We start from the raw sequence: 14,599 nt of genomic DNA, 5'->3' as shown, positions 1-14,599 counted from the left end.
GTCACTGGCGTTTTCAGGGCTGTAGTGGATCAGGAAGTACCCCAGGCTGCGTGCGGCCGGATACCGCCAGCATACCAATGGCTAAGGGCGGATACCGGTGTTGCGCAGCCTTCGTCTTGTCGTGCCGGGCAAAATCCTTATCAATAGTTTCATTTACGAAGAGCCGAAATGAATTTAGCAAAAATGAAGGTTGGTACCCGCCTGGGCCTGGGTTTCGCCCTGGTACTGGTTCTGCTGGTGGCCGTGACCGTCCTCGGCATCGCGCGCATGGCGCAAATCCAGGAACGTCTCGATCACGTGATCAATGTCAACAACGTCGTCACCCGCCTGGTGATCGACATGCGTGGCAACGTCAGCGACCGCATCACCTCGCTGCGCATCCTGACCCTGATGACCGACGCGAGCGATATGGAGCCGGAAATGGCGCGTATCAAGACGCAAACGGCGACCTATCAGGAAACGCAGAAGAAGCTCGAAGAGAAATTCGCCGTCGAGTCGACTCCTGAAGAAAAAGCCTTGCTGACCTCGATCAAGGAATATGAAGCGGCCGCCATGCCGGCCATCGCCAAGGCCTCGGCCCTGTGGATGGCCAACGATGCGGAAGGCGCCACGCGCGTGATGATCAAGGAAATCCGTCCGGTACAGAAAAAATGGATGGAGGCGCTGGAGCAGCTGGCCGTGCTGGAAGACAAGCTCAATGAGCAGATGCAATCGGATGCCCGCAAGGCCTTCGACAGCGCGCGCCTGTTCATGATCATCCTCGGCGTACTGGCCGTGGCGATGGGCGTGGCGGCGGCACTGGTGATCACCCGCGGCCTGCTGAAACAGCTGGGCGGCGAGCCGGACTACACGGCATCGATCGCCGGCAGCATCGCCAATGGCGACCTGTCGATCGGCATCCACACCCAGCCTTCCGATACGTCCAGCCTGCTGGCGGAAATGAAGGAAATGCGCAACAGCCTGGTGGGCATCGTCGGCCAGGTGCGCGTCGGTACGGAAACCATCGGCACGGCGTCGCGCGAGATCGCCGACGGCAATATCGACCTGTCGTCGCGCACGGAAATGCAGGCCAGCGCGCTGGAAAAAACGGCGTCGGCCATGGAAGAGCTGACCTCGACAGTGAAACAGAATGCGGACAATGCGCGCGAAGCCAACAAGCTGGCCGCCACGGCCTCGGACGTGGCCCTGAAGGGCGGCTCCGTGGTGTCGCAAGTGGTTGACACCATGAGCTCGATCAATGAGTCGGCGAAGAAAATTGTCGACATCATCGGCGTCATCGATGGCATCGCCTTCCAGACCAACATCCTGGCGCTGAACGCGGCCGTGGAAGCGGCACGTGCCGGCGAGCAAGGCCGCGGCTTTGCCGTGGTGGCGTCGGAAGTGCGCAACCTGGCCCAGCGTTCCGCTGGCGCGGCGAAGGAAATCAAGATCCTCATCGACGATTCGGCCGAGAAGACGGAACGCGGCACGCGCCTGGTGGGCCAGGCCGGCGTGACGATGGGCGAAGTGGTCGACAGCGTGCGCCGCGTGACCGACATCATGAGCGAGATCGCCAGTGCCAGCCAGGAACAAAGCGCCGGCATCGAACAAGTCAACCTGTCGATCATCGAGATGGATGGCATGACGCAGCAGAATGCGGCCCTGGTGGAACAGGCGGCCGCCGCGGCGCAAAGCTTGCAGGACCAGGCGGCCGAACTGGCCCACGTGGTCAGCATCTTCAAACTGGTCGAAGGCGAAGAGAAACCGGCAGCGTATGTGCCGGCTCCCGTGGCCAGCACCCCCGTGGCCGCGCGCAAGCCGGCGCCGGCCTTGCGCCCGGTGAAGTCGCTGACGCGCAAGACGGAAGCAGCCGCTCCCGTGGCCGCTCCTGCGCCACGCAAGGCGGCAGGCGCCGGCAGCAATGACGATTGGGAAGAGTTTTAAGCGCGGCCAACAGCGCACAGGAAATTGTAATTACCGTATCTGATAATCATGGGGAAGCACATGTTTGAGAATAAGCGTTTGATGAGTGTTGCAGCAGCCTTGCTGGTGTCCGTTTCTTCTGCGGCCTTCGCTGCCGAGGTGCCGGCGTCGTTCGATGCCAAGAACTGCAAGGCCGACTATCCGAAAGCCTCGCTGATGAACGAAGAGCAGGGCACCGTGTCGATGTCCTTCCTGGTCAATGCCGATGGTAGCGTTGCCGATTCGAAAGTCGAGAAGAGCAGCGGCTTCAAGAACCTGGACAAGGCCGCCATCAAGGCCCTGTCCGCGTGCAAGTTCAAGCCGGGCACCAAGGATGGCGCCGCGGCGCAAACCTGGACCAAGGTCGACTACGCCTGGAAGCTGGACTGATCCAGGTCGCGCCGGGAGCCTGGCTCCCGGCATGAGCTCTCCGCTACGGGCGGCGCCTGCAAGGGTGCCGCCCGTACTGTTATGTGCGCCAGCCAACGGCACTGTCGCCGCCGATTCTGTTACCCTCGAAACATACCTTCGGGATCTCCCACCACAAGAGGCCTACCATGCAGCGCATCCTGACACTTTCCTTCCTGGCCGCCACCGGCTTGCTGCTTTCCGCCTGCGCATCGCTGGGCACGCCCGTGGGCTTGCAGGCGGGGCAGACCGTCGCCGTCGTCAATAGCCTGAGCTGGGACAATCCCCTGACGGGCAAGCGCGACGGCGTGCGCACCAGTTGGCCCATCAAGGATGGCAAGATCGCCCCTGAATATTTTCCGCTGGCGCAGCTGAAGCAATGCGAGGCGGGCGGCAAGGCTTGCGCCTGGGGCGTGCTGCGGGCGCAGCGCGGCGCGCCCACTTTGCACTATGTGGATGGGGGCGTGGACCTGGCCGTGAGCGTATCGATGGACGTGGCGCGGCGCCAGGATGCGCGCCAGGGCGAGACGCAGACGGCGATGGCGATTCCGCAGGACGTGGCCGCGCTGGCTGGCCGGCAACAGGTGCGGCCCGACTGGAAATTGAAGTATGGCAAGGTCGAACAGGTCGAGCTCGATTACGGCGTGCGCTACCAGGTGTGCGTGCAGCGTTACGATGCGGCCGGCAAGGCCATCGATGCGTGCGCGATTCCATTTATCTGAGGAAACATGCCGCGCACGCCGCTTGTGGCTGCTTTGCGACACTGCATGTTGCGGCGTGCGTCGGGGTGTAACAATAGGTAAAAGCGCAGCAAAGCTCGGCGTAATTTCTTATAGTACTTAATTAAGGTAGTGCATAGAATTGGTACTCAAGGAGAATGGCAATGAAAACCCTGTTGGCAGTAATGTCGCTGGCCGCCCTGGGTGGCTGCGCCGTGGCGCCGCCCGGTCCCGCGTATTACGGTTCGCGCGCGCCACAGGGGGCCTACAATCCCTATGAATGGCATACGGTCTCTTCCGAGCCGGTGCAGTCGGGGCGCGTGATGAGCGCGCCGCGCGTGGAATACACGAATGAACCCGTGTATGTGCAGCAGCCTGTGTACGTGCAGCAGCCCGTGTATGTGCCGGCGCCCGTGTACGCGCCGCAACCGTATTATTACAATCCACCCGTATCGATCGGGCTGGACTTCGTGTTTGGCTTTGGGCGCTACGGTGGACACCGTGGCGGCTGGGGCGGGCATGGACGCTACCACGGCCGCCGCTAGACGCCGGAGATGGGTCAACTGGCGTGAGAATGCGCGCCGTGCTTCGTGACATGCGAAGCCCGGCGCGCATCGTCATTGGCGCGCGGCGCCGGGGTGCGGAATCAGTGGAACTCAGTGGAAGTAGACCGAACCCTGGTGCAGCACGTCCGCCGAGCACAGGATGTACATCGCCGCCGCTGCCAGACCTATTTGCAAGGCGCCAAAGCTGATCGGGATGAGGCGGGACATGTCGTACTCCTGAGTAGTATGCGGTGTGGTCAGGCTTTCATCTTAGGTTGAATTAATGCTTTTGGGCATCGGATGAATGTCCGCCACGATGTAGGACAACACCTCGTGCCTGGGGTGCCGCCTCGCTCTCCCGCCGCTTAGCGGTTTTTCCAGCGCACCACCGGCTCTTCCGGCGCCGTGTCCGGCACGTTCGAGATCGCCAGCCACTGCGTCAGCCGTTCCGGGTGCTTGAGACTGATGCCCATGCCATCGATGATGCCGACCTGTTCCAGCATGCGCGCATCGATTTTCGCCTTCGACACCGTGGGCGCGCCCATGACCATGCGGTCATACGCCTTGCGCGCCTTGTGTTCCCACTTGTGCAGATTGCTTTCGTCGAAGCGGTTCGCTTCGAAATACACGGTCAGGGTGCCGTCGAGGTTGCCGAAGCCGACAATGCCCGCGCCCTTGCGGATGGTGGTGGTGTTGTCGATGTCAAATTCCGCCGTGGGCACGAAAATGCCGGCGCGGCCGTCGATGTCGGGACGTCCCACGGGGGTTTCTTTGCCGTAGGAACTCGTTTCGGTGATGTTTTTTTCTGCGGACATGGTGCGTGTGTGGTGGCCGTGCCGGGAGCGCAAGCGGGCCCGGCGGCGCCAGTCATCCTGTTCAAAAAATGCGTGCTGATGATCAGGGCGGGGTAGGGGCCCTGGCGGAGCGATGCTTGGCATTGCTTGATACCCCACTATTGTAGCGCCAATTTAATTCTTCTTGGCAACATTTCCCAATCTAATCCACCCGCTTGTCCATGAGAAACATCGTTCCGCCTAGCGTGCACTGCAACCCACTTAAAATGCCAGGCGGCCCTGCAGGTAGAGCATGCGTGGCGCACCCACCATCTTGCCCAGGTTGCCGTCCGAGGTGCGCGTGAAGTAGCGCTTGTCGGCGAGGTTGTTGACGCCGGCGACCAGCTCCAGGCCGTTCTGGCCCGGCACTTTCCATTTCACTTGCGTGTTCCAGGTGCGGAAGCCCGGAATCACGCCCAGGTTGCCGGCTGCGTTTTCCGCCACGGTGTTGGTTTCATCGGCGAACTGGCGGCTCTGGTGGCTGCTCGACAGGTCGAAGCCCCAGGCGCCCAGCTGGTAGTGGGCGCCGACGGTGTCCGTGGTGCGTGAATAGAAGGGTACGTCATTGCCCGCGTTCGCGCCATCCTGCAAGGTCGCCTTGGTGTAAGTGTAGGTGGCGTAGGCGTGCAAGCCGGCCAGCGGGCCGGATTGGTCGAAATGGTAGTCGATGGCCGATTCCAGACCCCGGTGATGCGTGGCGCCCACGTTGTAGAAGACGGCGTTCTCGCCGCTGCCGACGGACTGGATCTGGTTGTCGAACTTGATGTTGAACAAGGTTGCTTCGGCCGCCAGCTGGCCGCTCTTCCAGCGCGCGCCCAGCTCGGCGGTTTTTGCCAGTTCCGGCTGCAGCGCGTTCTTGCTTGACTGCGCATTGAGCTGCGTATTTTGCACGGCGCCAAACGAGCTGTTGTAGTTGCCGAACAGGGTGACGTTGTTGTTGAGCAAGTAAGCCACGTTCAGCGAAGGCAGAGCCTTGTTGTTGAGCAACTCGATTTGTTGGTCGGTCGGCAAGTGGTTGTAGCGCACCGTCTTGATGTGCTCGTAGCGCACGCCGGGCGTGATGCGCCATGCGTCGATGGCGATCTTGTCGTCGATATACACGGCCTGGGCATCGGTGGCATTGTCGGCGTAGCGCGTCGGCGCCTGCCGCACGCCGCTGGCGATGACCACGTTGTAGATGGCCTCGTCGGCCCGTTCGGCCAGGTAGCGGTAGCCGACGGTGACGTCCTGCGATACCTTGCCGGTAATAAAACGCTGCGTATAGCGCGGCTCGATGGCCATCGTTTCATAGTTGCGCGGCTGATGCCCCAGGCCTTTCAGATTGGCGCTGATCAAGGTGCTTTCGCGCGAGCTCTTGTTGTAATAGGCGCGCACCTCGAATTCCTGCGTGCCGGAAATGGCATTCAGGTAGCCGATGTCGAAGGCCTTGCGCTCGCCGCTCCAGAAGTCGGTCGGGCGCGTGTTCTGGAACGGGTCCTGCTTGTATTGCGCGGCGGTCAGGCCACCCGGTGTGCGCGACGTCACGTCGTAGTAGGACAGCTTGCCGTACACCTCGGCTGTCGGGCTCAGGTCGTAGCGGAATTTGAGGGCGAAGTCGTTGACCTTCTCGTCGCTGCCGACGCGCCAGTCGCTGCCGCGGATGCCCGAATACAGCACCGCCAGGCCCAGGCCACTGTCGAGCTGGGTGCCGGCGAAGACGCTGGCCTGCGTGTTGTGGCCCACTTCGCTGTACGAGTTGTAGCGCACGCTGGCGTCGCCCGTGACGCCTGGCGTGGTGGGCACGCGGCGCGTCTTGAAGTTGATGATGCCGCCCACGTTTTGCGGGCCGAAGCGCACGGCGCCGCCGCCGCGCACCACGTCGACCGTCTCGACATTGGCCAGGCTGACGGGTGCGAACGACAGTTGCGGCTGGCCATAGGGCGCGACCGACATCGGGATGCCATCGAGCAAGACCGTGCTGCGCGGCGAATAGCGCCCGGCCAGGCCGCGCACGCCGATATTCAGGGAGATGGCGCTGCCGGCGCTGCCCGAGTTGTCGCTGATCTGCACGCCGGGAATGCGGCGCATCACGTCGCTGAGGCTGGACGCGCCCGCGTTGTCGATATCGTCCTTTTGCACCACCGTGCGGGCGCCCGCGAAATTCTTCGTGCTGGCGGCCATGCTGGTGCCCAGCAGGTTGCTGCTGACCTGGATGGATTCCAGGATGGGGCCGGCGTTATCGGCCGTGTTGGGCGCACTGGCTTCCTGTGCCTGCACGGCAAGTGGAGCGCCCAGGCAGGCGAGGGCGATGGCCAGCGCGCACGGGCGCAGCGACAAGGACAGTGGGGAAGGTGTGGCGGCCATGCATGGATCTCCGTAATGACGATGGTTGCGCGGGCAATCGGGCGGCGCGACAACATCGTGGCGTGGACATCCGGCGCAAGGGGATAAGAATGATAATGATTCTCATTTTATCCGTCAATTGCGAACACTGCGTAGTGCCGGCTTTGCTTGTGAGAAGCAGGCAAGTGTTGCTGACACGGTACAGCGGGCGACTTCGATTGCCGCTTGGCACCATTGCTCGGGTGCGGCGGCATTCTGCGTGCTTCTTGTATACTCCCGTTTTTGCAGCCGTCAGACGTGAACGTACAATGAGCCAGACAACTGAAACGACACCAGGCAATCCCCCCGTGGAACGCCGCCAGGGCGGCCAGCCGGCACGTGCTGCGCGCAAACTCAATCTGCTGGTGGTCGACGACAACCAGGAAGTGGGCGAATCGCTGGCCATGCTGCTCGAAGCGCTGGGCCACCATGCGGTGGTGGTGCGCAATTGGCAGATGGCCGTCGAGCAAGTCAAGCTATGCGTGCCCGACGCCGTCTACCTCGATATCGAGATGCCCGGCATCAGCGGCATCGAAATCGGCCGCCGCCTGCACCACAATCCCGAAACGGCCAACGCCGTGCTGATCGCCGTCACCGGCCACAGCCTGCCCATGTACATGGACGACGCGCTGGCCGTCGGCTTCCGCCACTTTCTCGTCAAACCCGTGCGGCTGGAAGACCTGGCGACGACGGTGCAGTCGGTGCTGGCGGGGTAGGGTTTCGCGTCATCAAGCACCGCCTGGCGAGCCTTTGCTTACCTGCCTGGGTTAAGCTGCCCCGCTTGCACGAAAGCACTCTGTCCCGCAGGTGCCGGGATTGTCTCCCTATGCTGTGCGCAAGCATAAGCACGTCCTCCGCGTCGAGTGTTTCTCGTTGCGTTCGCACAATTCTTGTTCTTAACGTGTTGCTATTGGCTCCATGCGATTCTGGTGCCGTGAGCAAGCTGGCCAAACTTGGTGTACGAATAGCGGGGATTTTTGGAAGTTGACATTCATACATATCCAAAAGATCATGCGATAGTTTTATTGCTCGCTGGCAGTGTATTTGCACTGCCGGTGCATTCTCTGATGTTGGTCTTTGAAGGGTGGGTATGAAAATTCTGAAGTGGTTGCTTATTGCTGTGGTGGTGCTTGTTATTGGCGTGCCATCGCTAATGGCTGCAGGTTATTATGTGCGTAACAAGATGGCTGGACCCGATGGCTGGGCGAAGGACGATGCCCTCAAGGCATTGAAGGCGAAAATGAAAGATCCCGATTCGACGGTGATCCGCTCCTCGTATCTCGTTCACAAGCGCAAGGATAGCGAAACGATGGAAATCATCGTGTGCGGTATCGTTGACGGCAAGAATGGCTTCGGGGCATATACCGGCGGCACGCGTTTTGTTTCCGTCAGTGCCGATAATGAAAAGCTCAACACCTTTGACACGTATATTGTCGAGATGGATGAGGCCAGCATGCAGGACAAAGAGGCGTCAAGAAAAGGGATTTCCCTGACTTCGTTCGAGGAAGTGTACTGGAATGGTTATTGTGTCGATGCGCAGCACCCTGCGCTGGTGGCGAAATCGTAAAATCCGGTGACCCTGTGCGGGCTTACGGGCAGTCTCGGCTGCCTGTCATTAACATGTGCAATGATGCTCGCAATGAATTATCCTGAAAACAAAAAAGGGTCACAAGCCGAAGCATGTAACCCTTTTTATTTACCACTAATTCTGTGGGGTGGCTGATGGGGCTCGAACCCACGACAACAGGAATCACAATCCTGGACTCTACCAACTGAGCTACAGCCACCACTGTCTTACTTGCCTGTTTAGCTGTTTTGCTGAACAGGTGCCGAATTATACAAAGAACTCGGCAAAGTGGCAAATCTAAATGCAGTCTTTTTTAAAGAATCGAAAGATTGCTTGAAAACGGCTGTTTTCGCTCATACGGACAGGTGTTCCACGGGCGGGTGCAAGTCCAGCAAACCGGCGAAGGCTTTCGCCAGGGACTCGACTTTGGCCGTCGTGTAGCCTTGCAGCCGCGGCGCGTCGTTGCTGATGCGGCGCAAGCCGGCGGCATCGAGCAAACGGGCCAGCTGGCGCGCCACGGCGTCGCCCGTGTCCACCAGGGTGATCGTTTCCTGCGTATGCGCGCGCACCGTGCGGGTGATGGCGTCCTGCACGAAGGGGTAGTGCGTGCAGCCGAGCACCAGGGTGTCGACGCCTTGTTCCAGCATGGGGGCGATGTAGCGTTCCAGCATGGTGCTGGTGGCGTCCTGCGGATCGGTGCCCAGCTCGCACTGCTCGATGCGGTCGGCCAGGCCGATGCACGGCTGCAAGATGAACGTGGCGCCCGTGGCGGCGCTTACCTGCTCGCGCAGGGCCAGCAGCTTGTCGCCGCGCAAGGCGCGTTCCGTGGCCAGCACGGCGATCTTGCCGTTGCGGCTGATACTTGCCGCCGGTTTCAAGCCCGGCTCGACGCCGACGATGGGCAGGTCGGGATAGCGCGCGCGCAGCGCCTTGATGGCGGCGATGGTGGCCGTGTTGCACGCCACCACCAGCGCCTTCGCGCCTTGCTGCAACAAGAAGGCGGTGATCGCCAGCGAACGGTCGACCACTTGCTGTTCCGTCTTGTCGCCATACGGGGCGTAGCCGGAATCGGCAAAGTACATCAGGTCTTCCTGCGGCAGCTGCGCGCGGATATGGCGCAGCACCGACAGGCCGCCCACGCCGGAGTCAAAGATGCCGATGGGCGCGTCCGGGCGGGCAGTGCTTGCAATAGAAGTCATATAAAGCCGAAGTAGATAAAAAAACGCCGCGCTGATGTGGCCGCGCGGCGTTCATGGTAGAGCCTGTTTAAGCAACCGTCACGGGAATCTTGCTGACGCTATTGAGTTGCTCGATCTTCGCCTGCCACTCTTTCGGACCCGTGTTGTGCACCGAGGTGCCTTTCGAGTCCACGGCCACCGTCACCGGCATGTCGACGACGTCGAATTCGTAGATCGCTTCCATGCCCATGTCGGCAAAGCCCAGCACTTTCGCGCCCTTGATGGCTTTCGACACCAGGTAGGCGGAACCGCCCACGGCCATCAGGTAGGCCGACTGGTGCTTCTGGATCGATTCGATGGCGACCGGGCCGCGCTCGGCCTTGCCGATCATGGCGATCAGGCCCGTCTTTTCCAGCATCATGTCGGTGAACTTGTCCATGCGCGTGGCGGTCGTCGGACCGGCCGGGCCGACCACTTCGTCACGCACCGGGTCGACCGGGCCGACGTAATAGATCACGCGGTTCTTGAAGTCGACCGGCAACTCTTCGCCACGGGCCAGCATGTCCTGGATGCGCTTGTGCGCCGCGTCGCGGCCCGTCAGCATCTTGCCGTTCAACAGCAAGGTCTGGCCCGGCGTCCACGAAGCGACTTCTTCCTTCGTCAGGGTGTTCAGGTCGACGCGCCTGGATTTTTCCGTGTCTGGCGTCCAGTGCACTTCCGGCCACGACGACAGCGATGGCGGCGTCATGTAGGCGGGGCCCGAGCCGTCCAGCACGAAGTGGCCGTGGCGCGTGGCGGCGCAGTTCGGGATCATGGCGACCGGCTTCGAGGCGGCGTGCGTCGGGTGCATCATGATTTTCACGTCGAGCACGGTCGTCAGGCCGCCCAGGCCTTGCGCGCCGATGCCCAGCGAGTTGATCTTGTCGCACAGCTCGATACGCAGTTCTTCCAGCTTGTTCTGCGGGCCGCGTTGTTTCAGCTCAAACATGTCGATGTCTTCCATCAACACCTCTTTTGCCATCAGCATGGCTTTTTCGGCCGTGCCGCCGATGCCGATGCCCAGCATGCCCGGCGGGCACCAGCCGGCGCCCATGGTCGGCACGGTCTTCATGACCCAGTCCACCAGCGAGTCGGACGGGTTCATCATGATCATCTTCGACTTGTTTTCCGAGCCGCCGCCCTTGGCAGCGACTTTCACGTCGACGGTATTGCCTTCGACCAGTTCCATGTGCACGACGGCTGGCGTGTTGTCCTTGGTGTTCTTGCGGTCGAAATGCGGATCGGCCACGATGGAGGCGCGCAGCTTGTTGTCGTCGAAGTTGTACGCGCGGCGCACGCCTTCGTTGACGGCGTCGGTGACGGTGCCGCTGAAACCTTCGAAGCGCACGCCCATGCCGATTTTCAGGAAGACATTGACGATGCCCGTGTCCTGGCAGATCGGACGCTTGCCTTCCGCGCACATGCGCGAATTGGTCAGGATTTGCGCGATCGCATCTTTTGCCGCCGGGCTTTGCTCGGCCGCGTAGGCGCGCGCCAGGTGCTCGATGTAATCAGCAGGGTGGTAGTAGCTAATGTACTGCAACGCTGCGGCGACGGATTCGATCAGGTCTTCTTGCTTTATGACAGTCATGGTGTTCTCGCGGTGGATAAGAAGGGTAGGACTCTTTGCTGAAAGCCCATGGCCGCCGCTGGCAGCCATGGGCTTTTTTTTAATGTGGTGCTCTGGCCTGGTTTTGCGTCACGGTCATGATGCGGTCCGTGTACGCAATCGCCATCGCCGACAGGATGAAGACCATGTGGATCACCGTTTGCGCGATGATCACTTCGATCTTGTACGAGTTGGCGTTGATGAAGGTCTTCAGCAGGTGGATGGACGAGATGCCGATGATGGCCATCGCCAGTTTCGTCTTCAGCACGGACGCATTCACATGCGACAGCCATTCCGGCTGGTCCGGGTGGTCATCGAGGTGCATGCGCGACACAAACGTTTCGTAGCCGCCGATGATGACCATGATCAACAGATTCGAGATCATGACCACGTCGATCAAGCCCAGCACCACCAGCATGATGGTCGCTTCATTGAGCTTGGTCGGCAGGGCGCCGCCTGGTACGGCCACGGCCGTCAAGACGTGCTGCAGGGCCGCGTCATTGCCGAACACGGCGCCGATCAGGTCCGACAGTTCCACCCAGAAGTGAAATACATAAACGCATTGCGCGAGGATCAGGCCCAGGTACAGCGGCAGCTGCAGCCAGCGCGACATGAAGATGAAGGCGGACAGGGGATGCAGTTTGCTATGTGAGGGCTTTTGTGAGTGGTCGATCATCTGGAGTTTCCTGGGGGTAAATACCAATTTTTGGTATGCCCGACATTTTACACTTGCTGCTGATCACTGCGCATGCCCTCGATCCGGATTCTTGGCCTTGATGAAACACAAAGCGACGTCAACTAATTGACTTGCTCTCAGTTTTTCCATCCAGAATGCTGGGCGGCGTACGCTTGACGCCCATCGCCTGTGGCGATTATGGTTAGAATTGATCGGGGAAAACGCCGACTGTAAGGCGTCCGTAAGACAGCAGGAATATTGTGTTAGCAAACAATTACTACACTGGAGACTAGCATGGCCGGTACAGAGAACCAAGGGCAGGGCACACAGCAGCAGGGACCAGAAGAGTCGCGCATATTTGAACCGTCGGCGGCGTTTGCCGCACAGGCAACGATTTCCGGCATGGACGCCTACCGCGCCATGGTGGCCGATGCCGAACGCGACTACGAAGGCTTCTGGGCCAGGCTGGCGCGCGAAAACCTGAGCTGGAAAAAGCCGTTTACCCGCACCCTGAACGAAGACAACGCCCCATTCTACAAATGGTTCGAAGACGGCCAGCTGAACGTGTCGTACAACTGCCTGGACCGCAACATCGAAAACGGCCTGGGCGACAAGACGGCCATCATCTTCGAAGCGGACGACGGCACCGTCACCAAGGCAAGCTATAAAGAGCTGCATGAAAAAGTCTGCAAGTTCGCCAACGGCCTGAAATCCAAGGGTATCGCCAAGGGCGACCGCGTCATCATCTACATGTCGATGTCCGTCGAAGGCGTGGCCGCCATGCAAGCCTGCGCGCGCATCGGCGCCACCCACTCGGTCGTCTTCGGCGGCTTCTCGGCGAAATCCCTGCAGGAACGCATCATCGACGCGGGCGCCGTGGCCGTCATCACGGGCGACGAGCAATTGCGCGGCGGCAAAAAGCTGCCGTTGAAATCCATCGTCGACGAAGCGCTGGCGCTGGGCGGCTGCGATTGCGTGAAAAACGTCATCGTCTACAAACGCACGGGCAGCGACTTGCCGATGGTGGCCGGCCGCGACACGTGGTTGCACGAGCTGGTCGAAGGCCAGAGCGCGCAATGCGAGCCGGAATGGGTCGATGCCGAGCATCCATTGTTCATCTTGTATACCTCCGGTTCGACGGGCACGCCGAAGGGCGTGCAGCACTCGAGCGGCGGCTACCTGCTGTGGGCCGCGCTGACGATGAAATGGAGCTTTGACATCAAACCGAACGACGTGTTCTGGTGCACGGCCGACATCGGCTGGGTGACGGGCCACAGCTACATCGCGTATGGCCCGATGGCCGTAGGCGCCACGCAAGTGGTGTTCGAAGGCATCCCGACCTACCCGAACGCGGGCCGTTTCTGGGAAACCATCAAGAAGCACAACGTCAGCATCTTCTACACGGCGCCAACGGCCATCCGTTCGCTGATCAAGGCGGCCGACGTGGACCCGAAAGTCCACCCAAGCAACTACGACCTGACCAGCTTGCGCCTGCTGGGCACGGTCGGCGAGCCGATCAATCCAGAAGCGTGGATGTGGTACTACAAGCACATCGGCGGCGAGAAGTGCCCGATCGTCGATACCTTCTGGCAAACGGAGACAGGCGGCCACATGATCACCCCGCTGCCGGGCGCCACGCCGATGGTCCCCGGTTCCTGCACCCTGCCATTGCCAGGCATCATGGCCGCCATCGTCGACGAAGCGGGCCAGGACGTGCCGAACGGCCAGGGAGGCATTCTGGTGGTGAAGCGCCCATGGCCATCGATGATCCGCACGATCTGGAACAATCCGGACCGTTTCAAGTCCAGCTATTTCCCGGAAGAGCTGGGCGGCAAGATGTACCTGGCAGGCGACGGCGCCATCCGCAACAAGGAAACGGGCTACTTCACCATCACGGGCCGCATCGATGACGTCTTGAACGTGTCGGGCCACCGCATGGGCACGATGGAAATCGAATCGGCGCTGGTGGCCAACCCGCTGGTGGCCGAGGCGGCCGTGGTGGGCCGACCGGACGACACGACGGGCGAATCGATCTGCGCCTTCGTGGTGCTCAAGCAAACGCGTCCGACAGGCGAGGAAGCGAAGAAGCTGGCGCTGGAGCTGCGCAACTGGGTCGGCAAGGAAATCGGCCCGATCGCCAAGCCGAAGGAAATCCGCTTCGGCGACAACCTGCCCAAAACCCGCTCCGGCAAAATCATGCGCCGCCTGCTGCGCGTGCTGGCCAAGGGCGAGACGATCACGCAAGACGTCTCGACCCTGGAAAACCCGGCCATCCTGGAGCAGTTGAAGGAAGCGTCGTAATGGAAGGTCGGTCCCTGCGGGGGCCGACCATGGCCTCGGTTGGGCTGCCGCTTGCCGCTGTGCGCTTTAACTTTTACCCCACGGTAAATAACTTTGGCAGTCCGTAGAATCTTTGCTATAATCTGCGGCTTCGCGACAAGCGAGAAATAGTACGCAATGCGAGCAAGTAGACGCATTGCCTGCAGGAGAGGTGGATGAGTGGTTGAAGTCGCACGCCTGGAAAGCGTGTATAGGTTCATAGCCTATCGGGGGTTCGAATCCCCCTCTCTCCGCCACAGACGAAAAAGAAAAAGCTACCCTCGGGTAGCTTTTTTTTCGTCTGTACGCGGAGAGAAGCACGCCCCCTGCGGGGCGTGCGCGGGGGATTCGAAGGGTCGGGCCTACCGGCCCGGCCCTCTCCGAATCGACCAACTGCTGCCGCT

The 14,599-nt window shown here is 60.9% G+C and carries 12 protein-coding genes and 2 tRNA genes; 8 read left to right on the top strand and 6 right to left on the bottom strand.

Annotation, left to right across the window (positions count from 1 at the left end; translation table 11 throughout):
• Window positions 1-183: 183 nt before the first annotated feature.
• From J0O65_RS02195 to J0O65_RS02180, 4 genes are all read left to right on the top strand, one after another.
• A complete protein-coding gene (locus tag J0O65_RS02195; RefSeq protein ID WP_215403951.1) occupies window positions 184-1,923 on the top strand; it encodes a methyl-accepting chemotaxis protein in 1,740 nt (579 codons plus the stop codon).
• Between the two features lie 81 nt (window positions 1,924-2,004).
• Window positions 2,005-2,331, top strand: a complete 327-nt coding sequence (locus J0O65_RS02190; RefSeq protein ID WP_139143398.1) for an energy transducer TonB — start codon at window positions 2,005-2,007, stop codon at window positions 2,329-2,331.
• Between the two features lie 167 nt (window positions 2,332-2,498).
• On the top strand, window positions 2,499-3,071 hold the full coding sequence (locus J0O65_RS02185; RefSeq protein ID WP_215403702.1) for a hypothetical protein: 573 nt from the start codon (window positions 2,499-2,501) through the stop codon (window positions 3,069-3,071).
• A 161-nt stretch (window positions 3,072-3,232) separates the two neighbouring features.
• The gene (locus J0O65_RS02180; protein WP_215403700.1) at window positions 3,233-3,613 is read left to right on the top strand and encodes a hypothetical protein; all 381 of its coding nucleotides are present in this window, start codon (window positions 3,233-3,235) and stop codon (window positions 3,611-3,613) included.
• Window positions 3,614-3,978: 365 nt separating this feature from the next.
• Here J0O65_RS02180 and J0O65_RS02175 read toward each other — a convergent pair whose 3' ends face one another.
• Complete coding sequence (locus tag J0O65_RS02175) at window positions 3,979-4,428, bottom strand: hypothetical protein (protein ID WP_215403691.1); 450 nt, start codon at window positions 4,426-4,428, stop codon at window positions 3,979-3,981.
• A 240-nt stretch (window positions 4,429-4,668) separates the two neighbouring features.
• Window positions 4,669-6,789 carry a TonB-dependent receptor family protein gene (locus J0O65_RS02170; protein ID WP_215403689.1) on the bottom strand — a complete coding sequence of 707 codons (2,121 nt, stop codon included), beginning with the start codon at window positions 6,787-6,789 and terminating at the stop codon, window positions 4,669-4,671.
• A 287-nt stretch (window positions 6,790-7,076) separates the two neighbouring features.
• Between J0O65_RS02170 and J0O65_RS02165 the strand changes: the two genes are divergently transcribed.
• Window positions 7,077-7,523 (top strand): response regulator, encoded by a 447-nt coding sequence (locus J0O65_RS02165; protein WP_215403687.1) that lies wholly within the window; start codon window positions 7,077-7,079, stop codon window positions 7,521-7,523.
• A 374-nt stretch (window positions 7,524-7,897) separates the two neighbouring features.
• On the top strand, window positions 7,898-8,374 hold the full coding sequence (locus J0O65_RS02160) for a hypothetical protein (protein ID WP_215403685.1): 477 nt from the start codon (window positions 7,898-7,900) through the stop codon (window positions 8,372-8,374).
• Between the two features lie 144 nt (window positions 8,375-8,518).
• On the opposite strand, the gene J0O65_RS02155 is transcribed toward J0O65_RS02160, so the two are convergent.
• From J0O65_RS02155 to J0O65_RS02140, 4 genes are all read right to left on the bottom strand, one after another.
• A tRNA-His gene (locus J0O65_RS02155) sits at window positions 8,519-8,594 on the bottom strand.
• A gap of 133 nt (window positions 8,595-8,727) precedes the next feature.
• A complete protein-coding gene (murI, locus tag J0O65_RS02150) occupies window positions 8,728-9,573 on the bottom strand; it encodes a glutamate racemase (RefSeq protein ID WP_215403683.1) in 846 nt (281 codons plus the stop codon).
• Between the two features lie 67 nt (window positions 9,574-9,640).
• Window positions 9,641-11,182: a fumarate hydratase gene (locus J0O65_RS02145; RefSeq protein ID WP_215403681.1), complete on the bottom strand. Its 1,542-nt coding sequence runs from the start codon at window positions 11,180-11,182 to the stop codon at window positions 9,641-9,643.
• 79 nt (window positions 11,183-11,261) lie between these two features.
• Window positions 11,262-11,876, bottom strand: a complete 615-nt coding sequence (locus J0O65_RS02140; RefSeq protein WP_152253637.1) for a YqhA family protein — start codon at window positions 11,874-11,876, stop codon at window positions 11,262-11,264.
• 294 nt (window positions 11,877-12,170) lie between these two features.
• Between J0O65_RS02140 and acs the strand changes: the two genes are divergently transcribed.
• Both acs and J0O65_RS02130 read left to right on the top strand, forming a co-directional pair.
• Window positions 12,171-14,177, top strand: coding sequence for an acetate--CoA ligase (gene acs / locus J0O65_RS02135; protein ID WP_215403679.1), 2,007 nt, complete (start codon window positions 12,171-12,173; stop codon window positions 14,175-14,177).
• 184 nt (window positions 14,178-14,361) lie between these two features.
• A tRNA-Ser gene (locus tag J0O65_RS02130) sits at window positions 14,362-14,452 on the top strand.
• The last annotated feature ends 147 nt before the right edge of the window (window positions 14,453-14,599 follow it).

This window comes from Janthinobacterium sp. JC611 (genome assembly GCF_018682595.1).
Classification (GTDB): Bacteria; Pseudomonadota; Gammaproteobacteria; order Burkholderiales; family Burkholderiaceae_D; genus Janthinobacterium.
The sequence above is the reverse complement of the archived record's forward strand: the minus strand, read 5'-3'. Positions and strand labels throughout refer to the sequence as shown.